General features: G+C 39.4%; 18 protein-coding genes. 3 read left to right on the plus strand and 15 right to left on the minus strand.

Annotated elements, in window-relative coordinates:
- Window positions 1-92: 92 nt before the first annotated feature.
- From ACOI22_RS02850 to ACOI22_RS02860, 3 genes are read right to left on the minus strand one after another with little or no spacing between them, the layout of a single operon-like run.
- The gene (locus ACOI22_RS02850; RefSeq protein WP_420670002.1) at window positions 93-236 is read right to left on the minus strand and encodes a DUF2256 domain-containing protein; all 144 of its coding nucleotides are present in this window, start codon (window positions 234-236) and stop codon (window positions 93-95) included.
- 2 nt (window positions 237-238) lie between these two features.
- Window positions 239-1,759, minus strand: coding sequence for a cryptochrome/photolyase family protein (locus tag ACOI22_RS02855; protein WP_420670004.1), 1,521 nt, complete (start codon window positions 1,757-1,759; stop codon window positions 239-241).
- The gene (locus ACOI22_RS02860; protein ID WP_420670006.1) at window positions 1,760-3,199 is read right to left on the minus strand and encodes a cryptochrome/photolyase family protein; all 1,440 of its coding nucleotides are present in this window, start codon (window positions 3,197-3,199) and stop codon (window positions 1,760-1,762) included.
- A 131-nt stretch (window positions 3,200-3,330) separates the two neighbouring features.
- Between ACOI22_RS02860 and ACOI22_RS02865 the strand changes: the two genes are divergently transcribed.
- A complete protein-coding gene (locus ACOI22_RS02865; RefSeq protein WP_420670008.1) occupies window positions 3,331-4,617 on the plus strand; it encodes a DASH family cryptochrome in 1,287 nt (428 codons plus the stop codon).
- The gene (locus ACOI22_RS02870; protein WP_420670010.1) at window positions 4,608-6,065 is read left to right on the plus strand and encodes a deoxyribodipyrimidine photo-lyase/cryptochrome family protein; all 1,458 of its coding nucleotides are present in this window, start codon (window positions 4,608-4,610) and stop codon (window positions 6,063-6,065) included. The genes ACOI22_RS02865 and ACOI22_RS02870 overlap by 10 nt, the downstream gene beginning before the upstream one ends.
- A gap of 24 nt (window positions 6,066-6,089) precedes the next feature.
- Here ACOI22_RS02870 and ACOI22_RS02875 read toward each other — a convergent pair whose 3' ends face one another.
- Window positions 6,090-6,431, minus strand: coding sequence for a hypothetical protein (locus ACOI22_RS02875; RefSeq protein ID WP_420670012.1), 342 nt, complete (start codon window positions 6,429-6,431; stop codon window positions 6,090-6,092).
- Between the two features lie 144 nt (window positions 6,432-6,575).
- On the opposite strand from ACOI22_RS02875, the gene fabA reads away from it, so the two are divergent.
- A complete protein-coding gene (gene fabA / locus ACOI22_RS02880; RefSeq protein ID WP_420670014.1) occupies window positions 6,576-7,094 on the plus strand; it encodes a bifunctional 3-hydroxydecanoyl-ACP dehydratase/trans-2-decenoyl-ACP isomerase in 519 nt (172 codons plus the stop codon).
- Between the two features lie 73 nt (window positions 7,095-7,167).
- On the opposite strand, the gene rmf is transcribed toward fabA, so the two are convergent.
- The 11 genes from rmf to ACOI22_RS02935 form a co-directional block, all read right to left on the minus strand.
- Complete coding sequence (gene rmf, locus ACOI22_RS02885) at window positions 7,168-7,344, minus strand: ribosome modulation factor (RefSeq protein ID WP_420670016.1); 177 nt, start codon at window positions 7,342-7,344, stop codon at window positions 7,168-7,170.
- A gap of 310 nt (window positions 7,345-7,654) precedes the next feature.
- Window positions 7,655-9,307: a DUF3466 family protein gene (locus tag ACOI22_RS02890; protein ID WP_420670018.1), complete on the minus strand. Its 1,653-nt coding sequence runs from the start codon at window positions 9,305-9,307 to the stop codon at window positions 7,655-7,657.
- Window positions 9,308-9,321: 14 nt separating this feature from the next.
- On the minus strand, window positions 9,322-11,259 hold the full coding sequence (locus tag ACOI22_RS02895; RefSeq protein ID WP_420670020.1) for an ATP-binding cassette domain-containing protein: 1,938 nt from the start codon (window positions 11,257-11,259) through the stop codon (window positions 9,322-9,324).
- Window positions 11,256-11,486, minus strand: a complete 231-nt coding sequence (locus ACOI22_RS02900; protein WP_420670022.1) for a glutaredoxin family protein — start codon at window positions 11,484-11,486, stop codon at window positions 11,256-11,258. Before ACOI22_RS02900 ends, ACOI22_RS02895 begins: the two co-directional genes overlap by 4 nt.
- Window positions 11,483-13,612 (minus strand): bifunctional 23S rRNA (guanine(2069)-N(7))-methyltransferase RlmK/23S rRNA (guanine(2445)-N(2))-methyltransferase RlmL, encoded by a 2,130-nt coding sequence (rlmKL, locus tag ACOI22_RS02905; protein ID WP_420670024.1) that lies wholly within the window; start codon window positions 13,610-13,612, stop codon window positions 11,483-11,485. Before rlmKL ends, ACOI22_RS02900 begins: the two co-directional genes overlap by 4 nt.
- Complete coding sequence (pyrD, locus tag ACOI22_RS02910) at window positions 13,605-14,609, minus strand: quinone-dependent dihydroorotate dehydrogenase (RefSeq protein ID WP_420670026.1); 1,005 nt, start codon at window positions 14,607-14,609, stop codon at window positions 13,605-13,607. Before pyrD ends, rlmKL begins: the two co-directional genes overlap by 8 nt.
- 59 nt (window positions 14,610-14,668) lie before the next feature.
- Window positions 14,669-19,507 carry an NAD-glutamate dehydrogenase gene (locus tag ACOI22_RS02915; protein ID WP_420670028.1) on the minus strand — a complete coding sequence of 1,613 codons (4,839 nt, stop codon included), beginning with the start codon at window positions 19,505-19,507 and terminating at the stop codon, window positions 14,669-14,671.
- A gap of 187 nt (window positions 19,508-19,694) precedes the next feature.
- Window positions 19,695-22,013: an efflux RND transporter permease subunit gene (locus ACOI22_RS02920; RefSeq protein ID WP_420670030.1), complete on the minus strand. Its 2,319-nt coding sequence runs from the start codon at window positions 22,011-22,013 to the stop codon at window positions 19,695-19,697.
- Window positions 22,014-22,015: 2 nt separating this feature from the next.
- Window positions 22,016-23,065, minus strand: coding sequence for a WD40/YVTN/BNR-like repeat-containing protein (locus tag ACOI22_RS02925; protein ID WP_420670032.1), 1,050 nt, complete (start codon window positions 23,063-23,065; stop codon window positions 22,016-22,018).
- 54 nt (window positions 23,066-23,119) lie between these two features.
- Window positions 23,120-24,487, minus strand: coding sequence for a DUF1329 domain-containing protein (locus ACOI22_RS02930; protein ID WP_420670034.1), 1,368 nt, complete (start codon window positions 24,485-24,487; stop codon window positions 23,120-23,122).
- A 10-nt stretch (window positions 24,488-24,497) separates the two neighbouring features.
- A complete protein-coding gene (locus tag ACOI22_RS02935) occupies window positions 24,498-26,579 on the minus strand; it encodes a DUF1302 domain-containing protein (protein ID WP_420670036.1) in 2,082 nt (693 codons plus the stop codon).
- Window positions 26,580-26,738: the final 159 nt, after the last annotated feature.

The raw sequence follows: 26,738 nt of genomic DNA on the forward strand, positions 1-26,738 counted from the left end.
GCTACAATTATAGCTTTGCAAATAATAATTGTATACTTATCAACAAGGTTCAAAGCTTTCAAAACGCTTCTATCTGTGAAAGGTTTTAAATTTTATACTTTATTTCGCCTGCATTTTTGAGAACAATAAATAACATCATCCCAGTTTTTCTCCCACTTTTTTCGCCAAGTGAAGGACAAGTGACAAACAGGGCAAATCTTAGTTGGCAAATTTTGTTTTTTAACGTGGCGAGGCAAGCTTAAAGTTCCTTCAAAAACAACTCACTATCTTCTAGCATATGTGACAGCTTTTTTTCGTCCATGCGAAGCATTGTTTTATAAATCATAGCCATTCTAGGATTATTTTTAAATTTGTCTGCGTGTTTGTTTATGAATCCCCAATATAAATAATTGAATGGACAAGCCTGTGGACCGCTTTTTTCTTTCACACTATATTCGCAATGCTCGCAGTAATTAGACATCTTGTGAATATATGCTCCGCTTGCTGCATATGGCTTGCTCGCAAGCTTGCCGCCATCAGCAAACAACACCATTCCACTCACGTTCGGTAGCTCTACCCATTCATACGCATCTCCGTATACAATGAGATACCATTCATTTATGTATTTTGGGTCAATTCCTGCCAATAATGCAAAATTTCCCAATACCATTAAGCGTTGAATATGATGTGCATACGCATGTTCTTTAGTTTGTTTAACGCTTTGGCTAATACAATTCATTGAGGTATCGCCTGTCCAATAGAAATCAGGAAGCTTGCGTGATGCTTGTAAATAGTTTTCATCGGTGTAGCCAGGCATCATATACCAATAAAAACCACGTACATATTCTCGCCAACCCAAAATCTGTCGTATAAAACCTTCAACAGAATTTAAAGGCGCTTTTTCGTTGTAATACGCTTGCTCGGCCGCATCAATAATTTCAAGTGGCATCAAAAGGCCGCTGTTCAAGTAAAAAGAAATGTGTGAGTGATACATCCAAGGTTCGTCTTGCACCATAGCATCTTGATACTGTCCAAAGTTAGGCAAACGTTGGTCAATAAACTCATTGAGTACAATTAAGGCATCTTCTCGTGTAACGGCATAATGAAAATTATCAAGGTCACCAAAGTGCTCAGAAAACTCTACACTGACTAAATCAATCACGTCTTTCGTGATTTCATCAGGCTCAAACATAGTTGGTAAGGGAGGTTTGATGTCTTTTGGCAGTTTTTCTCGGTTTTCGGCGTCAAAGTTCCATTTACCACCAATGGGTTTGTCACCATCCATTAAACAACGCGCCTCTTTACGCATTTCGCGGTAGAAGTATTCCATGCGTAGTTGCTTTCGCCCGTCGGCCCACTCTTTGAATCGTTCTTCTGTCGCTATAAAGCGATTATCTGAATATATCGATGTTGAAATGCCTAGTTTTTTATCCCATGTGGATACATCTTCGAACAAGCGATATTCTGCGGGTTTGCTGATGTAAATGTTAGTAACATTTTTAGTGCTTACGATTTGCTCAACTACCTTGTATATGCTGCTGTTATCACGCTCATCGTTATACTTAACATACTCAACACTATAGCCTTCTGACACCAATTGCTGAGCGAAGTGTCGCATAGCACTGAATACATAAGCTATTTTTGTTTTATGATGCTTTACATAACTCGCTTCAGCTTTCACTTCGGCCATTAAGATAGTATCTACGTCTTTATTTACGGCTTGCAACGAGCTCATTTTCATTGAAAGCTGATCACCTAAAATGACACAAAGAGCGCTCATTTATTCCCCCTTAGTTTCAGCGAAGGCATCTAAGGCGCGCTGCCTTGATACTTTCAAATCTACAATGGGAGCCGGATACTCTTCACCTAAGGTCACTTCCGCTTGGGATAGTATATCTTGCGGTGCATTCCATGGTTGGTGAATATACTTCGCCGGTAGCTCATTTAACTCGGGGCAATAGTGCTTTACATACTCCCCTTGCTTATCAAATTTTTCTCCTTGGAGAATTGGGTTAAAAATTCTAAAGTATGGCGAAGCGTCTGCCCCTGAACCCGCAACCCACTGCCAACTGGCTGCATTACTGGCTGAATCAGCGTCTAACAAGCAATCCCAAAACCAACGCTCCCCTTCTCGCCAATCAATCAACAAGTTCTTTACTAGAAACGAACCTACAATCATTCTAACTCGATTATGCATATACCCCGTTCGATAGAGTTCACGCATACCTGCGTCAACAATAGGAATACCTGTGTTACCAGATTGCCAGGCTTTCAGTGCTTTTGAGTCAGTACGCCATGGGAACTTGTTGAATTTCGCATTGAAGTTGTCAGTTTGAATATGCGGGAAATGATAAAGTAAATAATACGAAAATTCACGCCAACCAAGTTCACTTAAGTAAACGTCTACGCCTTTATTTTCAGTATTTCCACCGAAGAAATCTAGTATTGAATACCATGCTTGGTTGGGCGACATAATACCAAAATGAAAATAAGGAGATAGCTTTGATGTGCCTTCAATAGACGGAATATTGCGACCGTCGTTATAGTCTTTTATCGCATCATTTAGAAATCGTGATAGCCTGTCTTGAGCGCCAGCTTCGCTAATGTCCCACAGCTTTTTCATTTCGGCGTCCCAAGGTATAGTAGGAAGCAAATTTAGGCTGTCAATATCCAGGGCTTTTAGCGAACAATCTTCTGCGCTATCTTTTGTTTTTATAAATGATAATTCAGGTTTTGCTAAGGGATACCTAGGATGAGATTTAGACAAACAACCTTTTCGATAATAAGGTGTAAAGACTTTGTAGGGGGTGCCATCTTTCTTAAGCACATCCATTGGCTCCCACAACAAACTGCCATTATAACTTTTGGCGATTTTTCCGCTCTCTTTAATAACACTCTTCAGTTCGCTATCTCGCTCTCTAGCCCAAGGTTCGTACATTCTATTCCAATGAACTGAATCTATATTATGTTCATCCATTAGTTGCGGTATGATTTTAGAAGGATTGCCCTTCAGTATGAGTAAGTTATTATTCAAGGCCTTATTTAGCGCTTGCAAAGCATGATGTAAGCACCAATCAGATGCTCCGCCTAAACGTGCGTTTTCAGGTGTACTCGTATCATAAATATATACCGGTAGCACTTCTGCGTTATCACTAGCGCCTACTAGTGCTGGGTTATCTATTAGGCGTAGATCTTGTCGAAACCAAATAATGCTATTCATGAAAGTCCTGTCATCTGTAAAATGTAAACGTATATTCACGTTTTTTTACTCAAACACTATTAAATAAGATCGGTTTGCCCTTCAAATAAGTAAACATTTTCAAAGTAGAATTGTAAGTAACAACATTCAATATGCATAAAACAGGTTTACATTGGTTTAGAACTGACCTACGAGTTAACGATAATGAAGCGTTGGCGCGCTTATCTCACGAGTGTGAACAAGTAGTGGCGGTGTTCATATTAACGCCTGATTTATTTGCGCCATCAGAGTTTGGCTTGTCGCGTTTAGGAAAGAAAAGACAGGCATTCATTAATGAAGCTTTGGATGATTTAAAAAAGACGCTGTTACCACTTAATATTGAGCTACAACTTGTTTATGGCAGTAGCGTAGAAATAATTTCAAGCATGATTGAAGAAAATGACATAGACGCTATCAGCTATGAGCATCATTGTGGGGTGTTTGAACAAGACAACATTAGCAGTTTGAAAGCCATGTTTCCGAATAAAACCTTTTACACAGGCTATAGTAATTATCTTTATAGTATTGAAAATTTACCTTTCGAAGTCTCAAACTTACCTGATACCTTTTCGCCCTTTAGAAAGGCCGTAGAAAAATACACGTCTATAAATTCGCCCAGCACATTAACTGTAAAACAGTGTGAGACATTCCTTTGTAAGGTGAAAAGTGAAGTCAAGATGAGTAACTATTACCAACTTGAAGCTGATATTGAACCTGCAAAATATAGCGGCGGCGAAAATGAAGCGCACAGAAGAATTAACGACTATTTTTATAAAACTAATGGTATTGCTAGCTACAAAGAAACACGAAATGGACTTGATGGATGGAATTTCTCAAGTCGTTTGTCAGCGTATTTAAGTTTAGGTTGCATATCACCTAGGCAAGTTTGCCAATATTTATATAGTTATGAAAAGAATGTGGTAAAAAATGAGTCGACTTACTGGCTATTTTTTGAATTATTGTGGCGTGAATTTTTTCAGTGGCAAATGACAAAACATGAAGCTCTCATGTTTGTAAAATGGGGCTTAAGAGAAAGTAAGCTCAATATACCCAGTGTCTGTCATCACAATAGTGCACTATTTGATAAATGGTGCAAAGGTGAAACTGACTTTAAGATTGTGAATGCATGCATGAAACAGTTAAACGCAACGGGCTTTATGTCAAACCGTGGGCGGCAGCTTGTTGCAAGTTGTTTTATTAATGAATTAGGCTTGGATTGGCGCTACGGTGCAGCCTACTTTGAACATCATTTAATTGATTTTGATGTAGCCAGTAACTATGGAAATTGGCAATACCTAGCGGGTGTGGGTTCGGATCCGCGCGGCTTGCGCCAATTTAACTTAGCTAAACAAACTCAAATTTATGATCCAGAGGAATCGTTTATAAATAAATGGTTGTAGAAAACGAGTTCTCCGTTGTTTGGTTCAAGCGCGATTTACGTTTGCGAGACCACGCCCCCTTAAAAAATGCAATAGATGCAGGTAAACCTGTTTTATTACTTTATATTGTTGAACCAATAATGCTTGCTGATGAGCATATGGATATTAGGCATTGGCGATTTATTAATGAATCGATTAAGGATATTAATGAGCAGTTATTACCTTACAATGTGATTTTACATACGGTTTTCGGCGATGCTGAAAAGGTATTTGAAAAGTTATTGCGCATAGGAAAATTTGGACTATTTAGCCATCAGGAAGTTGGTTTATTTCATACCTATGAAAGAGATAAATCAATACTACAGTGGTGTAAGACCAACAATGTAAGCTGGTATGAATATGAGCTCGGGGCGGTTAAGAGGCCCATGGCTAATAGAAAAAGTTGGCGGAAACACTGGAATGAACGAATGTTTACGCAGGTTCAGGATCCAGAGCTTGCCAAACTCAAGGCTTTTAATCTTAAATCCTGTTTACACACTTTTCAAATACCCAAAGCATGGAAACTGCCGCACGATAACTTTCAATCAGGTGGCGAAAAGCGCGCATGGTATACAATGAAGCACTTCTTCGCTCAAAGAGGTAAAGACTACTTCGGCAACATTGGTGACCCAACCACCTCGAGAAAGACATGCTCTAGACTATCTCCCTATTTAGCTTGGGGAAACATTTCAATAAGACAAGTCGTGCAATTTACGGAGAATTTAACAGTCAAAAAAGGCTGGCAACGCTCTGTTGATGCGTTTGGTTCTAGGCTCACTTGGCATTGTCACTTTATACAAAAATTTGAATCAGAATATGAAATAGAACATAGGGCAATAAATAAAGCATATGAGCAGTTTAGCTACGCTAACATTGACATATCAATGCAAAACCTAGAAAGATGGAAGGCAGGTACTACCGGTATTCCAATTATAGATGCCTGCATGCGAGCGGTTGTGTCAACCGGCTACTTAAATTTTAGAATGCGTGCAATGTTGGTAAGTTTTCTGTGCCATCATTTAAATATTGATTGGCGCTTAGGTGTTAAGCACTTGGCCAGATGTTTCTTGGATTTTGAGCCTGGCATACACTATCCACAGTTTCAGATGCAGGCTGGGGTAACTGGCACAAATATTATTAGAATATACAATCCTATAAAACAAGGAATGGAAAAAGATCGAGAAGGCCACTTCATTCGAAAATGGGTACCTGAACTAAAGAAGCTTCCAGCAGAATATATTCATGAGCCTCATAGAATTCCGCCACTTGAAACCCTATTTTTAGATTTTGACATTGAGCGTGATTATTATTTACCCATAGTCAATGTTGAAGAAGCCGCAAAACATGCTCGTGATAAATTATGGGCTTTTCGTTCGCGTAGCGATGTAAAGAATGAAGCTAAACGAATTTTGTATAAGCACACTAGTTAAATCTTCTCCCTATTCTAAGCTAAATTATTCATCAATTTGTTTGCTTACATTAGAATTATCGATAATTTCAGGCTCGGCCTGCGCTGACATAGACGATATGTTTTTTAATCGCTTTTTCCTATCATCTTCTTGCAACCATTTATTCAAAAAACGAATTTGTCCATTTTTATAGGCTGCGTAGGTTATGCGTAACGAGTTTGAGATAATATCATTATCAGTCCAGCCTGTTTTCTCAACAATTTCTTTATAGTTTTCCATTGCAACCGGCGATAAGTACCCTCTTACCATTTTCTTTCCCAAGGCCTTTTGTTTGTCTCGAAATCTCTTTTGCTTTTCAGCATTCGCGCTTAGTTTTTTATTTTTCATACATACACACTATTAAAATTTCCTTCATATAATCATATTAGTATACGGGAAACTAAATTTATTTTAATTATTTTACTGCTCAGAGTTGTTAAGCGTACAAGTGTTCGCTAAATTAGCACCTTAGTTTTTAAATAAGTAGAAAAAATGACTGATAAACAAAATAGTTTTAATAGAGACGAGCTACTTTCTTGTAGCACAGGTGAAATGTTCGGACCAGGAAACAGCCAACTTCCAGCGCCTAATATGTTGATGATGGATCGGATTGTTACTATTTCTGAAGAAGGTGGAGAGCACGGCAAAGGATTTATTGAAGCCGAGTTAGATATTCACCCAGATCTGTGGTTTTTCGAATGTCACTTCCCTGGTGACCCGGTAATGCCTGGTTGCTTAGGTTTAGATGCTATGTGGCAACTTGTTGGCTTCTTTTTAGGTTGGTCTGGAGGCCCTGGTAAAGGCAGAGCGCTAGGAGTAGGCGAAGTTAAATTTACTGGGCAAATATTGCCAACAGCGAAAAAAGTCAGCTATAGAATTGACTTTAAACGAGTCATTAAGCGTAAATTGTATATGGGGCTAGCCGACGGCAAAGTATCGGTAGATGGCCGCGTAATATATACAGCAAATGATTTAAAAGTGGGTTTATTTCAAGACACTTCAAAGTTCTAGGTTTTCTAAAACTTAGGCAGTAAAAACCCCGCTTAATGCGGGGTTTTGTGTATTTGATTTTACGGAAGTATTGCTACCTTGTATTCAAACCCAGTTGTCTATCGGTGAGGGCTTCTCTCCACCCCCCTAACCACTCTGAACGAGCATCTGATGCTTGAAATGGACAGATTTCTTTTGAACGACCAGTGATACCTGCTTGATAACCTTTAGCATGCGCTCTGGTCAGCTTGTCTCTTTTTTGTCTCTTCATTGATAACCTCTTTCGTGTTTATAAATATAAAGAATGTTGAGATATCATCTAGATGACAACTCTCAATTTTCCCTACACCTTATTAGTACACCTAATTATAAAATCGTTCAATGTAATAAAAGTGAAATATTGCAAAAACGTGCTTAACTAACTGAATTTATTAGTAGCTTTTTTTAGCAATAAAATAGTCTATAAATACAGTTTTTATGAAGCTAAGTTATAAAAAATAAAAAAGCCGCTAAAATAGCGGCTTTAAAGACGTTAGGATGAATATCCTATAAAAAGCACAAAGTATAAAATGGTTTGCTCATTATCTATACTTTAGTCGACGCGCTATTCCAAACACTAATAAACCAACTAGTCCAAAGAAACCCAATGAAGCACCTTGGCGTGTAGAATCGGCAATTTCAACATCTGATAATTCGCATTCTACAGGTGAGCCTCCGGTTGGGCTAAGTTTCACCGCAATGACTGTATCAACTAACACTTCTTCACCATTTGAATCAGTGACAATTTCGCCCTTTGCATTTCTAAATGGTTTCTGTACTAGGGCTTCACCTACAATTTCGTTGTTATCATTAATATCGTTAGCCGTCATAATTTCATAGTCTGAATCACAAGCTATTAAGGTGTTAATATTGGTAAAAGTATTTGCGTTTACATCATATAAAAAGGCATTGCGGCGACGTGTATCTGCATCTGATTCAGCGTCACCCACTACTAAACCGTTGTTATTAATAGCTCTAGGAATAGATGTGGAGCTAGTAAAAAAGTCATCTGGAAAGATAAGCTCATCAGTATTTATGTTGTAAACAAAGAATTTAAAGCGAGTAGCTGAGTTAATGACAACAGTATTATAACCCGCCACTAAACCATCATCGTTGATAGCAACAGCTGCGTTAGGTAATAAATCATCATCAGCAAGTAAACGTTGTGTTTGCCCGTTTTGAAAAATTGCGGCAGCTTGCGTATACGTACTTTCAATAGGGACAGGTGTTGAACCAACTGCCTGGCCTTCGTTGTTAATATCTGTCGCCACACTAGAGAATATTATATCTACGTCATTGTCAGGCTCAAATGTAAGCCCGTAGCTTTGCGTACTTATTGTATTACCAGCCGTATCAAGCTGCCACACTGTTGCGTGGCGCGTTAAGCTCGACTCAAACTCATTTATAATCGTGTAGTAACAAACTTCAAGAGGTATATCGCCGCGAGTGTCAGGGTCATCACAGTTCGCAATTGCACTCGTTACTGAATCAGAAACGGCAACACTAGAGTAACCTGCAACTTGTAAATTGCTATTGATTGCGGAAGCTTCACTTATACCACCTAAAGTTGCGTCTACAGGTAATAATGGCGCAACGTAGTCATCTACCTGTACGAACGCTCTATTTTTTACATCATTAACCACATAAATTAGTTCATCGCCAGATTCGTTAATATAAGGAATTTGCGTAAAAGCGCCCGTCATTGAACCAACAATGTAAGTGCCGTTATAAGAATCACCTAATTCAGTGTCTAAAGAGTAAGTGAAACCATTGGTAGCATCAGTTTCTGTATCAAACCCGTTAATATATTCAGTACTAACACCGTCGGTTTTATACGCTACATACTGAGCTAGTTTTTGGTTGAAAGCAGAATTTGATTGCGTGCTTGTATATAACGCCGCTGTAATAGCACTTAAGTCGGTACCATTAAAATTGCCCTGTGCAGCCGCATCAGGGTCGCTTAACGTGAGCGAATCTAAGTTAATTAATGATAAATCAATGGGTTGGTTAAATCGCTCTTCAACAATATTGAGTATAAGCCCTGTTTCATCTATTGATGATGCATATTGGTTGGTCGATAAGTCACTGGTAGGCAGTTCTACTACTTCATAAGATTGCGCTTTAGCAAGCATTGGCACTGCACTAATGGCAAGCAATGTAGGTAAAAGTGAAGCAGTGATACGGTTTAATTTCATGTAAATTCCTGTTACTACGTTTTATTTTGTTTTGATTCTAATTCTTCCCAACGCTCAAATGCGGTTTCTAATGCAGATTCAGCTACACTTAGGGCATCTAAAATGGGTTGGGTTATTTTTACATCTTTGCTAAAGAAATCATTCTCGTTTACTTTAGCTTGTAATTCTTCAATTTCTTTTTCAAATTTTTCAATTTCTTTTGGCAAACCTAATAATTCACGATTTTCATTGTACGAGAGCTTCTTAGCTTTCGAACTCGCGGCAGGTTTTGCACTTAGTTGATCTTTATTACTATCAGCCTTCGGCTTTGCCGTATTACTTTGAGGTTTGTCATCGGCCGAAGCTGCTTTGTTTTTATTCGCGTACCAGGCCTGTATATCATCATAACCGCCCACGAACTGGTTTATCTTGCCTTCGCCTTCAAAAAACAAACTTGTGGTAACTACGTTATTGATAAACTCTCTATCATGGCTAACTAAAATAATAGTGCCTTGATACTCAACCAATAATGACTCCAATAATTCAAGCGTTTCGACATCAAGATCATTTGTTGGTTCATCTAATATCAACAAATTACTTGGCTTTAGCATTAGCTTTGCCAGCATAAGGCGGTTTTTCTCGCCACCAGATAAGGTCGATACAGGCGCATTGACCCGCTCAGGCGAAAATAAATAATCTTGTAAATAACTTATCACATGGCGCGTTCCGCCATTCACTTCAACTTCGCGCTTACCATCGGCAATTACATCTATTAAGGGTTTATCTAATTCTAGTTGATTTCGATGTTGGTCAAAATAAGCTACTTCAATGTTACTGCCTTGAAAAACCTCACCGGACTGCGCTTCAAGTTGGCCTAACAATAACTTAATAAGTGTGGTTTTACCGCAACCATTTGGCCCTACCAAGGCAATTTTTTCGGAACGACTAATCAACAAATCAAGGTTCTTAATAATGAGTTTGTCAGGATAACCATAGCTCACATCATTAAGCTCAAATACGCGTTTGCCTGATTTACCACCGCCAGCACTCACAATAGTGGCACTGCCTAACTGGTTTCTTCGAGCCTTAAACTCTTCGCGCAATGATTTTAACGCTCTTACGCGGCCTTCATTTCTGGTTCGCCTAGCCTTAATTCCCTGCCTAATCCACACTTCCTCTTTGGCAAGTTTTTTATCAAACTCTTTGTTATGGGTTTCTTGCACCTCTAAATCATGCGCTTTTTGAACTAAATAAGCCTCATAATTTCCTGGATAGGAGGTCACTGCACCTCTGTCTATATCAATAATTCGCGTTGCGATACTTCTTATGAACGCCCTATCGTGACTAATAAATACAATGGAACCGTTATACGTTAATATCGTCTTTTCTAGCCATTTTACCATTTCAATATCTAAATGGTTGGTAGGCTCATCTAACAGTAGAACGTCAGGCTGAGACACTAGGGCACGAGCTAAAGCAGCTTTACGTCGCCATCCACCTGAAAGGCCTTGCAAACTCACCTCACCATCTAATCCTAGCTGAGTAAGTACATTAACGATTCGTTGCTCTAACTGCCAAGCGTTATTCGCATCAAGTAGTTCTTGTAAACGTTGAAGCTCATTCAGTGCTTCTTCAGATGTATCAGTCGCTACTTTTGCGGCTTGTGCATAGTAGGCCTTTATTGCTTGAGCATCCTCAGCTAAGCCTTCTGCCACATAATCAAAAAGAGATATGTCATTATTGCTTGGTGGGTCTTGTGCTAAACGAGCTATATTAACGTGGCTTGCAACAATGCGCTGGCCGCCGTCTAATTTTATTTCGCCGCTTAGTACTTGCAGCATAGTTGATTTACCGCTGCCGTTTCTGCCTACAATACAAACCCTTTCCTTTTCTGCTAGATTAAAGTCTGCATTATCTAAAAGTGGTGGCTGTCCAAATAAAATACTGCCTTGTTTTATTTGTATTAAATTCACGCTAAAAATATCCTAAGTGTGGCCAAATCAAATGGCCAATGTAATTCTTCTTGTGTATCGCTTCTTTTGAAAACGGGGATTTTAACCGCATACAAATGATATAAATCAACGGAGTCTCTTATGTTGATTTTTGACACTTCCCACTGGCTTGCTGGTAGCTGATGATACAAATCAAGCGCGTCATCACATAAACTACATTGTGGGCCGGTATATAAAATTAGTTTCAAAGTGTGAGTACCCAGCAATGATGAATTTTAGGATGCCTTTTAAAGTCTTCATCAATGGTTTTAGGCCCAATGTTTTCAACTTTGAACCCTAGGGCTTCTAAACCTGCTAAATCAAGTTTAAAACTTCGTAAATTGTTACTAAAATAAATAACGCCATTCGCCGATAAATGTTTTTTTGCGTTGCTAAGTAAGGCTAAATGGTCGCGCTGCACATCCCAAGTATTTTCCATTCGCTTAGAATTCGAAAATGATGGCGGGTCAATAAATATGCAATCAAATTTAGTTGATATCTTGCTTTCTTCAAGCCACTTAACACAGTCTGCCTGTATGAATTCATAAGCGCCTTGCAGTTTATTAAGCGAAAAGTTGTCTTTGCCCCACTGTAAATAGGTATTTGACATATCAACCGAAGTAACCGATTTTGCCCCGCGTAATGCGCAATGCACCGATACACTCGCCGTATAGCAAAATAAGTTTAATACATGTTTCCCGCGGCACTGCTGTGCAAATAAATCACGCGTTATACGGTGGTCAAGAAACAAACCAACATCAAGATAGTCAGTAGGGTTAATATAAAACTTAGCGTTGTGCTCATTAACTTCTACGCGCTGCCCTTTCGCTTCCACTTTTTCGTACTGCTTTTTACCTACTTGTTTTTCACGTACTTTCACTGAAATTTTGTGCTTATCTACATTTAAAATATGAGGTATATGCAGTAATGCCTGAGCGAGGCGCTCTTGTGCTACCGACTCAGGAATTGTTTTGGGAGGGGCATACTCTTGAACTACTACCCAATCACCGTAGCAATCAATAGCGAAGTTATAATTGGGTAAATCAGCATCGTATATACGATATGCATTGCTATTGAGATTTTTCACCCAATTTTTCATGCGCTTTACGTTTTTGCTTAAACGGTTACTAAATTCATCATCACTAGGTTTTGCTGAAAATTGTTGCAAATTGCCTTCATTCAGTTCGTATAAAGCCAGTTGCGTTTCAAGCTTGCCGTTAAAAAACTTATATTTTTTGCTCGCGCGAAGCTTTAATGCTTTAAGTAATTTTTCGTTTGAACATAATAAAGCAACATGCCAGTTCGCGAACTGCTCTTTTAAATGTTGCCCTAATTTATTGTAAACCGGCAATAAACCTACGTAGTCATCAAGTCGCTCGCCGTATGGCGGGTTACTTACAATATAACCACTTTTGTTAACTACACTGGCATTGTTCACATCGCATTGTTTAAATTCAATAAAATCACTTACCCTTGCGTTTTCAGCATTTTGTTGAGCAAGTTCAAGTACTTTTGTACTTATGTCAAACGCATAAATTTGAGCTTTTGGTGCCCGCTCCTGCGCCTGTGCATCTTGTTTTATGGCTTCAAATACTTTTGCGTTATGACCAAACCAATAATCAAAGCCCCAGAACCGGCGGTTTAAATTTGGCGCAATATTAGCCGCGATCATTGCGGCTTCAATGGCAATTGTGCCAGAACCGCACATGGGGTCTAATAGCACCTCATGTTGGTTGTCAGCCCAACCGCTCCTATATAGCATCGCCGATGCGAGTTGTTCTTTTAATGGCGCATCGCCTGTGCCCTCACGATAACCGCGCTGGTGTAAACTTGTGCCAGAAAGATCTAAGCAAATAGAGGCCGTTTCACGGCGCAATCTTGCGTGAACTTGAACATCTGGATGTTGGCGTTCTACATTAGGTCGCTCTTGGCCGTCTTCAACAAAGGCGTCAACTATGGCGTCTTTTACAGTTAGGGCCCCAAATTGGCTATTATTAATAGCATGGCTAGTTCCTACAAATTGCACTGCAAAACTTGATTGGTGTGAAAACTGTTGCGGCCAGTCAACTTGGTACGCTAAATCATAAAGCTCTTTAGCGCTGGCGGCAGCGCCTGTGCAAAGTACAAGTAACACGCGGTTTGCTAGGCGCGAATGCAAACATATTTTATAAGCATCGCTTATGTCGCCACTAAAGCTAACCTGTCCAGGTTGCACTTTACTCTTAGCTAATATTTCGTTTTTTAGTTCGCTGTTACCGCCGCTTAATAAATTAGCTATTTCAATTTTTAGAAGTTCGTCTAAACCCTTTGCTGCCGTTACGATAAAATTATGCATTTACAAGCTCTTTAATTAGTTTAGGGCCTTGGTATATGAAGCTAGAATATATTTGTAGCAAAGAAGCCCCGGCTTCTAGTCGGCTTTTAGCATCTTCTGCATTGCTAATACCGCCTACACCTATAATTGGAATGCGAGCGTCCAAAGCTTTTGCTAGTAAGGCTGTTATTTGCATACTTCGTTCAGTAAGTACTTCACCGCTTAAACCGCCGGCCTCGTTTGCAAACTCATGGCCTGCTACTGCGCTTCTATCTAGGGTTGTGTTAGTCGCAATCACCCCATCCATTTTACTATCTAACAACGATTTCGCTATTTGCTGAACTGCAATTTCATCTAAATCGGGTGCTATTTTTACTAAAAGCGGAACGTATTTATTATGCATTTTTGCTAAATTGGTTTGTTCATTTTTCAATCCAATTAATAAGTGATCAAGCGCATCGCCATACTGTAAATCACGTAAACCCGGCGTGTTAGGTGAGGAAATATTAATGGTAATATACGAAGCATGCTCGTATACCTTATTCATACAAATTAAGTAATCATCAAGCGCTTTGGTTTCAGGCGTATCTTTGTTTTTACCAATGTTAATACCTAAAATGCCTTTAAACTGAGACTTTTTCACATTTTCAACTAAGTAATCAACGCCCTTATTGTTAAAACCCATTCTATTAATAATAGCCTTGTGCTCAGGTAGCCTAAACATTCTAGGCTTCTCATTGCCACTTTGTGGACGTGGCGTAGTCGTACCTATTTCAATAAAACCAAACCCCATCGCGGCAAAGGCATCAATGCATTCACCGTTTTTATCAAGCCCTGCGGCTAAGCCTATTGGGTTTGGAAAATGCAAGCCTAAGCACTCTGTGGGTTTACTTGGGGTTTCTTGTGCGTATACAGATTGTAGAAATGTCCCTTGGCTACGTTGCAAAAAGTTAAGCGACACGTCATGACTCCACTCTGGGTCACACTTTAATAATGTTTTTTGAACTAATGAGTACACGGTTTTCCTGGCACAAAAAAGCCCTGCAAGCAGGGCTGATTACTTGAATGGGCTATAGTTTAATGGTTTGCGCTAATACTTAACAGCATCAATTCACGTAAAGCGACAGAAAACTTGGCAAATTCGTGATTATCAGAGGTTTTGAACTCTGTCATCATATGATGCCAGCGAGAAAGCTTACTCTCGTTTTGGGTAATCCATTGATCCAACATCGAATCTGCGTCCTTACTTTTTGTATCAGATTGTAGTAATACAATAGTAATAGCTCGCTGTTGCCAGTCTAACTCTTCTCGGTATGAAGCTCTTGCAAGTGCTTGCCAATGGTTTGCCACACTTTGTTGGTTAATTTGTTCCAAGAACCAATGCAGCTCTAACTTGTTTCCTAATTGATAATACAAGCGAGCAACCACATCAACAGGTCTATTCTCTAGGGCTGAAACTTGCGCTAAGTCTAAGCTTGAAAATAGATTACTCAAAGAAGCTATTTTAACAGCACTATCTTCAGGTACTTTTTGGCTGACTAAAAATGCAACTCGCTCTTGTACTTCGTTCACTTCAGAATCTACAAGATACTTGCTTAAGTTGTTACTGATAGTGCTAAACGCTTTACTATACGATTCAGTAACCGAATGTATATCAGCATTAAATTCACCGTGGCGAATGAACCATCTAACCGTACGGCGCAGGGTGCGACGCATTTCGTCTAGAATTTCTAACTGTAAGTCAGCATCAATAGTATTATCGAGTTGCTCTACATTTTCCCATAATTCGCCCATCTTAAAGATTTCTTTAACTACTGAGTAGGCAAAACAAATTTCAGTTACCTCTGCACCGGTTTCTTCGCTCAAACGATGAACAAAATTTAAGCCCATATCATTAACAATTTCATTGGTTAACTTAGTGGCAATAATTTCACTACGAAGAGGATGCTCTTGCATTTGAGCTGCATACTTTTTACGTAAAACTAGCGGGAAGGCTTCTATTAAGTAGCGTTCGTAGTATGGATTATTCGTAATAGATTCTATATTTAACTCTTCTTTGAGCACCATTTTACCATATGCAATGAGTACTGAAAGTTCTGGGCGAGTAAGCCCTTGTCCAATCACTACACGTTCCGATATTTCTTCATCTGATGGGATAAATTCAAGCTCACGGTTCAATGAGCCGTCGCGTTCAAGACCATGGATGAATCGAAGCTGCTCTTTTAATTGCTTAACGCCCATCATTTGAGTGATAGAAATAGACTGAGTTTGACGATAGCAATCTTGCAGTACAATTTCACTCACGTCTTCGGTCATATCGTACAGTAACTTGTTGCGTTGTTTAACGGTTAAGTCGCCATTACGAACCAAGGTGTTAAGTAAAATTTTAATATTTACTTCATTATCAGAACAATCAACACCACCCACATTATCAATAAAGTCAGTGTTTACACGCCCACCATTTGCGGCATACTCTATGCGGCCTAATTGGGTTAAGCCCAAGTTACCGCCCTCACCCACTATTTTGGCTTTAACGTCTTTACCATTAACACGTAAAATATCATTAGCGCGGTCACCCACATCGCTATGAGACTCTTTACTGCTTTTTATGTAAGTACCAATGCCGCCATTCCAAATTAAATCAACTTCCATTTTAAGTACATTATGAATAAGTTCATTTGGCGTCATAGACATCTGACGTGTACCCAGCCATTTTTTCATTTCAGGGCTTAATTTAATGGATTTTTCACTGCGCTTGAATATGCCGCCCCCCTTTGAAATTAGGCTACGGTCATAGTCATCCCAGTTTAAGCTAGGGTCGGCAAATAAGCGTTCACGTTCTTTGTACGTAGCCGCTGGATCTGGGCTTGGGTCAAAGAAAATATGCATATGGTTAAATGCGCATATAATTTGAGTTTGAGGCGACAACAGCATCCCATTCCCAAATACATCTCCTGACATATCTCCTACACCCACACACGTAAATGGCGTTGTTTGGCAATCCACACCTATTTCTCTAAAGTGTCGTTTAACCGATTCCCATGCCCCGCGTGCGGTGATACCCATTTTTTTGTGGTCATAGCCAACACTTCCGCCCGAAGCAAATGCATCGCCTAACCAAAAATCAAATTCATCAGAAATACCATTAGCTATATCTGAAAATGTAGCGGTTCCTTTATCAGCTGCAACCACTAAATATGGGTCATCTTCATCCAATCGAACCACGTCTTTTGGCGGAATAATAAGACCTTCTTTAATATTGTCAGTAATATCTAAGAGGCTTCTGATAAATATTTTGTAACACGCTTGCCCTTCTGCTTGCATTTCAGCGCGGCTTGCATTAATTGGCATTTTTTTACATACAAAACCGCCTTTCGCGCCTACCGGCACAATAACTGTATTTTTTACCTGCTGGGCTTTCACTAGGCCAAGTACTTCTGTACGAAAATCTTCCATTCGGTCAGACCATCTTAAGCCACCACGCGCAACTTTCCCGCCTCTTAAATGCACACCCTCTATTCTTGGCGAATATACAAATATCTCAAATTTTGGCATTGGTAAGGGCATTTCAGGAATGTTAGCCGGTAACAACTTAAATGAAACGTAGCTCTTCACTTCGCCTTGTTCGTTATTTTGATAAAAATTAGTTCTTAATGTGGCTTTAATTAAGTCAAGATAACGCCTAATAATTCTGTCATCATCAAGATTAGACACTTTGTCTAATTTTTCTAATACGTTGTTCTCAATACTCTCAATTTTACTTTTATTCGGACGTAGTTTCGGATTGAATTTTTGATTAAATAAATCAATAAGTAATTTAGCTATTTCTGGATAGCTTGCCATTGTATTGGCAACGTAATCTATACTAAAAGAAGAGCCAATTTGACGCATATATTTTGCATAAGCGCGAATAATTATGACCTTACGACCCGTAATCCCGCCACCTAAAATAAGGCGGTTAAAACCATCATCTTCTAACTCACCATTCCAGGTGTTTGAAAAAGCCTGTTGAAATAATTCTTGAGATTTTTCCATATCAAAATTGCCATGCTTTTTATACAGCATGGTAAAATCCATGACCCAACTAATTTCGCCTTGTTCATTGGTCACTCTGTATGGGCTTTCATCTACCACTCTCAAACCGAAGTTTTCAAGCATTGGTAAAACATCTGAAAGATGAATCGGTTCATTTTTGTGATAGAGCTTTAGTTTAACAGTATTGCTATCAGCCATTTCTTCTTGTGGCTTATAAAACAAAATATCTAATTTTTGTTGTTCGCTTAACTGTTCTATTCGTTGAATATCAACTAAGGCTGCACTTGGCAGATTTTGTTCAGAGTAACTTCTGGTAAATGCATTATCATATTTGCGAACAATTCCTTTTCCTTGCTCTTCACCGTAAACTTTAACAATTTTACTGTTAAGTTTGTCTTGCCAAGTTTTCGTTAATTCGATCAAGTTTTTTTCAATTTCGTTCACATCTAATTCCATATTATTGTTGTCAACGCGAGCTATATAATGAGTTCGAGCATATACTGATTCAGAGAAATACGTATTAAATTCTACTTCGCCAACGGCACTGAATGAACGTTGTAATAATTCTTGGGTATCTTTTCTTAACTTAGTGTTGTAGCGCTCTCGAGGCACGAAAACCATGCAAGAAAAGAAACGGCCAAAGGTATCTTTACGCACAAATAATCGTGACATACCGCGCTCTTGCATTTGGAATATACCCAAAATGATTTGCGCTAATTCGTCATCTGATGACTGAATTAATTCATCTCGAGGATACGTTTCAACAATATTTACGAAAGCCTTGTAAGCATGGGTACCTTTTTCAAAACCTGACAAAGCACACATACGGTCAATTTTTTCTTTTAGCATGGGTAGATCAGTTGCACTACTATTGTAAAATGAAGCTGAATACAATCCTACAAAGCGATGTTCACCGCACACTTGCCCATTCTCATCAAACTCTTTGATACCAATGTAATCCATATATGCTGGCCGATGCACGCGCGATTTGGTATTGGTTTTAGTTAGCATGAGTGGATTATCACTCAATGCTTCTTCTCTAGCAGAGGCGGGTGATTGAGATAACAAACGTTGTCTGTCGCTAATCGAGTTTTTCATTAAACCTAATGAGCTTTTATTCACCGGACACCAGCGATGATCACCTTCAATGGCTTTTACGTCATAGTAACGATAGCCCATAAGTGTGAAATTATGATCATTTAGCCAGTTTAAAAACGTTTTACCTTGTGCTTTTACTTGAGCGGACGCCTTGCTTTTTGATTTATCAAAATTTTGCGTCAAATTAGTAAGTTGATCACGCATCTTTTGCCAATCAGACACTGACAACGATACCTCGCTCACCACTGAGCGTAATTCTTCCGTTAAACTTTGTAAGTCTTTGTCTCTTGATTGGCGGTCTATTTCAATAAATAAAACGGTTTCTTTAGAATACGTGTTGTCATCTGCCTCACCTTCAATGAATTGTGTCACTTGGTTATTTTTATTACGCACAAGTTTCATTGGCCTATGTAATATAAGGTGTGAGGTGATATTGAACCTATTTATTGCCATACGTATTGAATCAACTAAAAATGGCATGTCGTCAATCATAATTTCAATCACAGTATGAGACGATTGCCAACCATGTTTGGCTATTTCTGGATTAAACACTTTTATGGTTGGTTCACCCGGCTTTTTGTTTTGCAGCAAGTGCCACAAGCTTAGAATGCTGCCATATAAATCGCTGTCACTTCTACCGTCAATATCATCAAACGCCATTGTTTTAAGTAGAAGCTGGCCGAATTTCATAATTTGAGATGACTGTTTGCTATCAACTTTTTCATTGATAAGTGAAAAAACACGTTCTAATAACACTGAATGTTGATGGTGAGTAACCGACATATAATTGGTCTCGTTTTGGGGTTGATTAAAAATTAGGCGAATCTGCCTTATCTATAACGGCATTTTGCTAAAAAAATTAAGGGTTTACCAGTGAATATTAACCTTATTTTTACAAACTGAATAAGCATTACAATATTTTGCATAAAAAAAAGGCCTTAACGGCCTTTTTTGTCATAACTACGCAAAATTAATTTTTGCCACGTTTGAACCATAACATCCTAGCAATAGCCGGTAAAACGATAATCGCCCCTAACATATTTACTAAGAACATAAAGGTAAGCAATATTCCCATATCCATTTGGAATTTCAGACTAGAGAATACCCAAGTACTCACCCCTATAGCTAATGTAATACCTGTAAATAACACTGCACTACCCCGCTCTTTAAGGGCGGCGATATAAGCTTGTTTAACATCCTCGCCTTCGCGTAGACGCTGGGCCATGGTTGATAGTATATAAATGCCATAATCAACCCCAATACCCACACCTAGCGCTATAACTGGCAAGGTTGATACCGTTAAACCAATTTGTAGGTAAGTCATTAGGGCCTGCGCCAATACCGAAACCACATACAAAGGAATAACAACAGACAATGTTGCGCGAAGCGATTTAAAGCTCAGCAAACATAACAATATTACCGCGCCAAAAACGTAGTAAAGCATTGGGTCTTGTGAAGCGTCTACCGCTTCGTTGGTTGCCGCCATTACTCCTACAGGACCTGATGCTAAGCGAATAGATAAATCATCTGTTTGATATTCGTCGCGAAGCTCTTTAACAGCCTTAACCACATCGGAAATAGTTTCCGCTTTGTGATCTTCCATAAACAAAATAATGGGCATAACTGAACAATCACCGTTCAATAGTCCAGAAGATGTAGGAACGCGTGACACTGCTTGAACCATAGTTGATTGATTACGCGGAAGCACTTGCCACTTAGGGTTACCTTCGTTGTATCCAGCGTTAACTTTTTTCGCTACCGAGGCTAATGATATAGCTGACTGGACACCAGGAACGTTCTGCATTTTCCACTGGAATTCGTCTATAGCACTCATTACATCGAAACTCGTACAAGCTTCCGGAGAAGTTTCAATAATAAGTGAAATATAATCGACCGTTATCTCATACTTGTCGGTAATTAAAAACGTATCTTGGTTGTATCTCGATTCCTCATGTAAAGCCGGAGCTCCTGCGTGTAAATCTCCAATCTTAAGGTTTTTCGCCTGGAAATGTCCCCAAGTAAACAAGGCTAAAGTAAGCACAGAAATAACAATTGCCACTTTTGGGGATGCACATGCGGCAACTTTTTCCCATACAGCATCCATTTTAGATGATTGATTATATTTTTCTTTATGTTTAGTTGGTAACTTAACGTATGACATCAAAACAGGTAGTAAAATCAAATTAGTGAGTATAATTACGGCTACACCCATACTTGCAGTTATAGCTAACTCCTTAATGATACCTATATCGATTACCAGTAAGGTCATAAAGCCTATTGTGTCAGACAAAAGCGCTACGCCACCAGGTACTAAAAGTGTTCTAAAAGCATGTTGAGCAGCAACTTTAACATCAATGCCTTGGGCTGCCTTTTTACCTACCGCATTGATCATTTGCACACCATGGCTAACACCAATCGCAAATACCAAAAATGGAACAAGTATTGACATTGGATCCATACCGAAACCAAACAGTGTCAATAAACCTAACTGCCAAGCTACCGCCACAATTGAACAAGCAATAGGTAAAATAGTGAGCATAATTGAACGGCTGAAGAAAAATACCATAATGGCAGTAATGGCTATGGCTATTCCAAAAAAGACAACTACATCTTTAGCGCCGTTAGCAACGTCACCAATCATTTTAGCAAAGCCAATAATATGAATGCTTATTTTATCATTCTCAAACTTGCCACGTAATTGCTCCTCTAATTCAGCGGCAATTGTAAGCGTATCTAATGGCTCACCTGTTTCTGGATTAATATCAAGCAGCTGCGCGGTAACCATTGCACATTTAAAGTCGTTGGAAACTTGTCTACCAACGATACCCGCTTTATCAATATTTTTTCTAACAGCTTGAAGCGCACTGGGGTTCGATGAATCAAAATCAGCAGGTATTACCGGGCCGCCAGAAAAACCACCCTCAACGATTTCGGTGAAACGTGTTGAAGGGGCAAACAGTGATACCACTAAAGACCGGTCTATTCCGTTAATGAAAAACAATTGGTCATGCACATCTTTTAGCGTATCAAAGAAGTGTTGATTGAAAATAGTACCTTGTGTATCACACACCGATACTAGAATATTATTCGCACCACCGAAGTTTTCTTTGTGCTTCATGTACGTTTGCATGTACTCGTGGTTCAAAGGAATGTTTTTGGTAAAGCCAGCATCTAGCTTGAGCTGAGAAGCTTGAAATACTAAATAAATAGTACTTAACAAGAAAATAAAAATAACCGCCATACGGTTACGGAAAATTAATTTTTCAAAAAAATCGACTAATGCATTCATTATTATAATTCCACGTTCACAGATTTAAGACCACCAGCTGTGATAGCGGTTACGGTTTCATTTACAAAGAGCAGTGTTAAGATTGCATCGGATAGCCCTGTATCGACCTTTTTAATCGATACTTGCGCTTTACAGCCTTCAGAGTTTGATTTCCCTTGTTCATCCCTGTTAAGTTTAGATGGATCTACGCTAAGCAACACACCATTATTGCCCGCAACGTAAAGCTTTTCACCCTGCACTTCTATTGAGTTTAGGGTCGTGGTTACGCAGCTTTCAATACGCTTCCAACTACTTTCTTGTAATAAGAAAATATTACCACGCAGACCTACAGCTAACGTTAATCCGTTTTGAATTTCTTTCACATCAAAGAAAGAACCATAATAATCAATATCTAAGCGCTTCCATGTGTTGCCTCGGTCTTGACTTAAAGCTACTAAACCGGCTTCACCTGCCACGTACAAGTTGCCATTGGCTTCACTTAACCGATTAAAATGGGGAGAAATAAAAGATAGCTCTTCAAGATAAAACTCTTCATCATCTTTGATTGAATCTAAGTAACTAATATCGTCTTGCGATAGCACCGATGCATGGCTTTCTTGAACCCAAGATTCTCCGCCATCAATACTGCGATAAAATAAACCATATGCACCTACTGCAATACCTTCACTTTCATCAAAAAAATGAACATCTAGTAAAGGTCTATCTAAGTCGGGATCTTGCTGAATAATGGTCCAAGTTTGGCCTGCATCTGAAGATTTAAGAATTGTAGCATCATGACCAACGGCCCAAACAGTGTTATTAAGGCTAGTCACTGCGGTTAGAGTCGTTTTAACAGGCGATTGTTTTTGCACAAAATCTAAAGCGTCTTTGGGGGCCAATAAAATATGACCGCGCTCACCTACGACTATACTGTTTTCGCTCGTGGTAGCGTCTAGCAACAAAGAACTTTCAACTAGCGGTGCTTCAAACGACCCGTCTAATTGAATTGCTTGAATATTAGCAGAATGGAAACAAGCAATGCTTGCGAATACAGCTATAAATTTTAATTTCACTCAATATCACTCTCGGTAAAAAAAAACGGCTGGCACTGCCAGCCGTTTCTGCGATTAACGTTTGCCTTCTCGTCTTAAGGCTTGTGGCGTAAAGTCTCTGTCATCCATTTTGATAGAGAAGTCATACATTGATTCTTCATTATCTAAACCAATTGCCAAGTAACGACGTGAATTTAGGTCATGATAAACATCAAGCGTTGACCAATGCGTTGGTACGTCATAGTAGTTTACCCCATGGGCAATGGCCACTCGGTACAAATCACCACGATTGTCATACATATCAGCTACATGTACTTGCCAGCTATCTTCGTCTATATAAAATACACGCTTTTGATATACATGGCGGAACTCTTCTTTAAGCGTCGCTTCAACCACCCAAACTCTGTGTTTTTCATAACGAGTTAGTGCTGGGTTTACATGCCCTGTATGAAGAATATCTTCATATTCAACTTTATCACTATGTAACGCGTAGTTATTGTAAGCAATATACATTTCTTGCTTACCTTTTAGCTCCCAATTGTAACGATTTGGAGAGCCGTTAAACATATCAAAATCATCGGTAGTACGCAATCCGTCAGCTTGAGTACCCGGTGCATCATACGCAATGTTTGGTGCTCTGCGAACTCGGCGTTGACCAGTGTTGTAGGTCCATGCTTGACGAGGTTGCTTTACTTGATCAACAGTTTCATGCACGAGTAAGGCAGTGCCGGCTAATCTAGCTGGCTTGGTAACTGACTGTTTAAACATAAAAAGAATGTTGTCTTCAGTGAGCTTTTCCGGTGTCATATCAGGTTCAGCATATTTAATCATTAACTGTTCATTGAAGCCTATAACGTTATAATCACCACCTGCTGTTACAGCTGCTTGACCACCCTTGCGCTCAACAGACTCACCGCGATAACGTAAAGTATGATTCCATATTGCTTCTATACCTGTTTTAGGAATTGGGAATGGAATCCCAAGCGTAGCACCCTTTAGACCGTTTCCGCCTTCTAATAAGTCAGCATTAAGCGCGTTCTTTTTCGTCGCATCGTAAACCTCTTGAGGGTTTGACGCTGTTCTACGCGATTGATACACCGGCATTTGATAAGTATCAGGGTATGCTTCGAAAAGTTTCTTTTGCCCATCACTTAAAAATTCCGAGTACTCTTTGTAGTTGCCACCGGTAATAGTAAATAAAACTTTGTCTTCTGGAAAAGGATCAATGTGAAAATCACCTTTAGAATAGCCAGCAGGAGCACTTGTAATACCACCCGTCCATGCAGGAATACTGTTATCTGCATTACCGGCTTTTTCGGCACCAAGTGGAGTTAAACTTTGTCCAAGTTTAGCGGCTTCCTCTTCAGACACTTTTGCAAACGTTGACTGGCTAGTAAGCGCAATAGCGATACTTGCTGCAACAATACCAAATTTATTCATCATAGATACGTCCTTAAATAGCATATTTGATGTTGAAAGATACAAAATCACGATCAGACAAGGCATTTGTTGTGCCTATTCCACCCCAAAACGCACTGTATGAAGCACTAAACGACCATTTACTTAAGTAGTCAAAGGTCATGCCAAGGTTGGCTGATTTTCTATCTTCTAAGAAAAGAAATAAAGGATCTGGTGTAGTTCCTCTAACGTCGTGTGCAAATGTTCCTCTTACGCGTAAATTCATGCCTGCAAATACGTTATTGTAATCAGCAATAGCTAATAAACGATAACCCCAAGCACTTCCCGTCCCAAATGGATTAGTTTCTGGTCCATCAGACAAACCTGCATGCAAGCCTGCTCTATCACTAATGATATCGCCGAATTCGTCAACAACAGGCTCTAACGATGGCGTTCTTGCCGTGCCAGGTGCATTTAAACGAATTACATCAGGGTCTGGCATATCAACAATCTTAACATAACCGGCTTCACCCAATAATATTAAATTATCTGTACCAAATTTCGGGCCAAACACGTGTGACGCGGTCATTTGCGCTTGCCAAGTATCCGACAACAAGAAGCCTTCAGCTGTTTCACCAGGCCCTACATCGCGGCCTATATTATTTAGTTGTGAAATACCTTCGAAATCAGGACGCAAACCGGCGTTAGCTAGTTGCTCAGGCATACCCATGTACAATAATTCAACGTCATCAATTTGCAAAGGTTCGTCTTGTCTATAAGCGAACTCACCAGCAAGTGCTGTTTCACCTACGGTGGTGTTAAAGCTTACGCCATACAATTTAATATCTTCAGGATATGCAAAACGAGACTTCGTGAATGCACCTAAGTCAGTTAAATTATCACGAGTAATTGTTGTGCTAGCAATTAAACCTAAGTCTGCACCAATACCTGCAGCGGTAAAGTCGGAAGTGACACCTGATACCACAGGACGTGTAGAATGATAGTTAATATGATAAAAGCCAAATTCAGTGTCATTAAGTTCTTGAGCAAACCATGATAACTTAACACCGTATTGGCCAGAATCACTGGCTTCATCGTGAGCTTCACCGCTTACGTCTCTTACAGCCACTTTTGTTGGGTAGGCTAAATAAGCCGCTCCGGCATCAGCTGGAGAAATTTGTCCATTACGCAACGCATCACCAATGCCGTTTAATTGGCTAAGTAATGTGTCTGCATCAATGTCAGGGTTACCGGTAAAGCCTAATTGCACTAAGTTAAACGAACCGCCTTCACCACCAAAGTCGTTATTTGCAAAGTAGCTTCCAGCAACCGGCAATAAAGAACGCTCATATTCGTATTGGTAGTATGCTTCAAGGCCAATTGTATCGGTTAAACCAATTGAACCATAAACCATGCCTACTGGAATAAACACTTCTTTAAGTTCTGCGCCAGGAGTACGAGCACGAGGAACATCGACAGGGTTTGTTGTATTAATACCGTGCTGAATAAACGTGCTTTCACCCCAACTGACTACTTGATCACCCAAACGGATGCTAACAGGCATGTCACCGGCGTAAAAATCGTAGTAAACAAAGAAGTCTAATAAACGAACGTCTCTACATAATTGTTCTGTCGCTTTGTCATCTCGACATGGATCAACTGTAACGCCGGTGATAGGGTTCGCCCAATCTCTATCGTTATCTGACATCTCGAAATCATAAAAATAGTAACCACGAGCAAACAAACCAAAATCACCATAACGAACATCTAATTCGTGTAGGCCAGAAATTTGTGTAGAAAAAGCTTCGCCTGGATCATGACTTAAATTACCTAAGTCGCCGTTTGTAGAGTATGCACCATCGGCTAAAGCCCAAACATCAGCACTTGGATATATAGTATTCGTAGCCGCGTTGTACCCAGACCAATTAAAATTGCTTTGGTTACTATGGCCAATTAAGTTCATGTCTCTTTCTTCAGTTCTTATACTAGTAGACAACGTAAATGTTGAATCCAAATTTACTTGTAAATCACCAAATGTCCAGTCGGCAGCACTTGCGCTGTGCGAGGTAGCCGCTAAAACAGCAGCAACACCTATTGCGATGGAGGTCTTGTTGTATGCGCTAGGCTTTATTGTCATGAGTTTACCTTCTTCAAACTAATCGTTAACACGAAAACACGCTTCGTATATTTTAAATTAACAAAATGATTACATCATTTGCGCTTGATCGCAAGAACAAATCGTACCAGTACTGCTAATATCGCTATAAATATACTGTTTTAAAAGCAAAACTTTACT

Origin of the sequence: Glaciecola sp. 2405UD65-10 (assembly GCF_048820975.1) — a bacterium.
Taxonomy (GTDB): Bacteria; Pseudomonadota; Gammaproteobacteria; order Enterobacterales; family Alteromonadaceae; genus Glaciecola.

What these genes read in the sequence shown, in the direction of transcription:
- ACOI22_RS02915 (WP_420670028.1), bottom strand. Translation starts at nt 19,507, where the DNA reads ATGTCGGTTACTCACCATCAACATTCAGTGTTATTAGAACGTGTTTTT.
- ACOI22_RS02890 (WP_420670018.1), bottom strand. Translation starts at nt 9,307, where the DNA reads ATGAAATTAAACCGTATCACTGCTTCACTTTTACCTACATTGCTTGCC.
- ACOI22_RS02870 (WP_420670010.1), top strand. Translation starts at nt 4,608, where the DNA reads ATGGTTGTAGAAAACGAGTTCTCCGTTGTTTGGTTCAAGCGCGATTTA.
- ACOI22_RS02930 (WP_420670034.1), bottom strand. Translation starts at nt 24,487, where the DNA reads ATGATGAATAAATTTGGTATTGTTGCAGCAAGTATCGCTATTGCGCTT.
- ACOI22_RS02920 (WP_420670030.1), bottom strand. Translation starts at nt 22,013, where the DNA reads ATGAATGCATTAGTCGATTTTTTTGAAAAATTAATTTTCCGTAACCGT.
- rmf (WP_420670016.1), bottom strand. Translation starts at nt 7,344, where the DNA reads ATGAAGAGACAAAAAAGAGACAAGCTGACCAGAGCGCATGCTAAAGGT.
- ACOI22_RS02875 (WP_420670012.1), bottom strand. Translation starts at nt 6,431, where the DNA reads ATGAAAAATAAAAAACTAAGCGCGAATGCTGAAAAGCAAAAGAGATTT.
- ACOI22_RS02855 (WP_420670004.1), bottom strand. Translation starts at nt 1,759, where the DNA reads ATGAGCGCTCTTTGTGTCATTTTAGGTGATCAGCTTTCAATGAAAATG.
- rlmKL (WP_420670024.1), bottom strand. Translation starts at nt 13,612, where the DNA reads ATGCATAATTTTATCGTAACGGCAGCAAAGGGTTTAGACGAACTTCTA.
- ACOI22_RS02865 (WP_420670008.1), top strand. Translation starts at nt 3,331, where the DNA reads ATGCATAAAACAGGTTTACATTGGTTTAGAACTGACCTACGAGTTAAC.
- ACOI22_RS02860 (WP_420670006.1), bottom strand. Translation starts at nt 3,199, where the DNA reads ATGAATAGCATTATTTGGTTTCGACAAGATCTACGCCTAATAGATAAC.
- ACOI22_RS02935 (WP_420670036.1), bottom strand. Translation starts at nt 26,579, where the DNA reads ATGACAATAAAGCCTAGCGCATACAACAAGACCTCCATCGCAATAGGT.
- fabA (WP_420670014.1), top strand. Translation starts at nt 6,576, where the DNA reads ATGACTGATAAACAAAATAGTTTTAATAGAGACGAGCTACTTTCTTGT.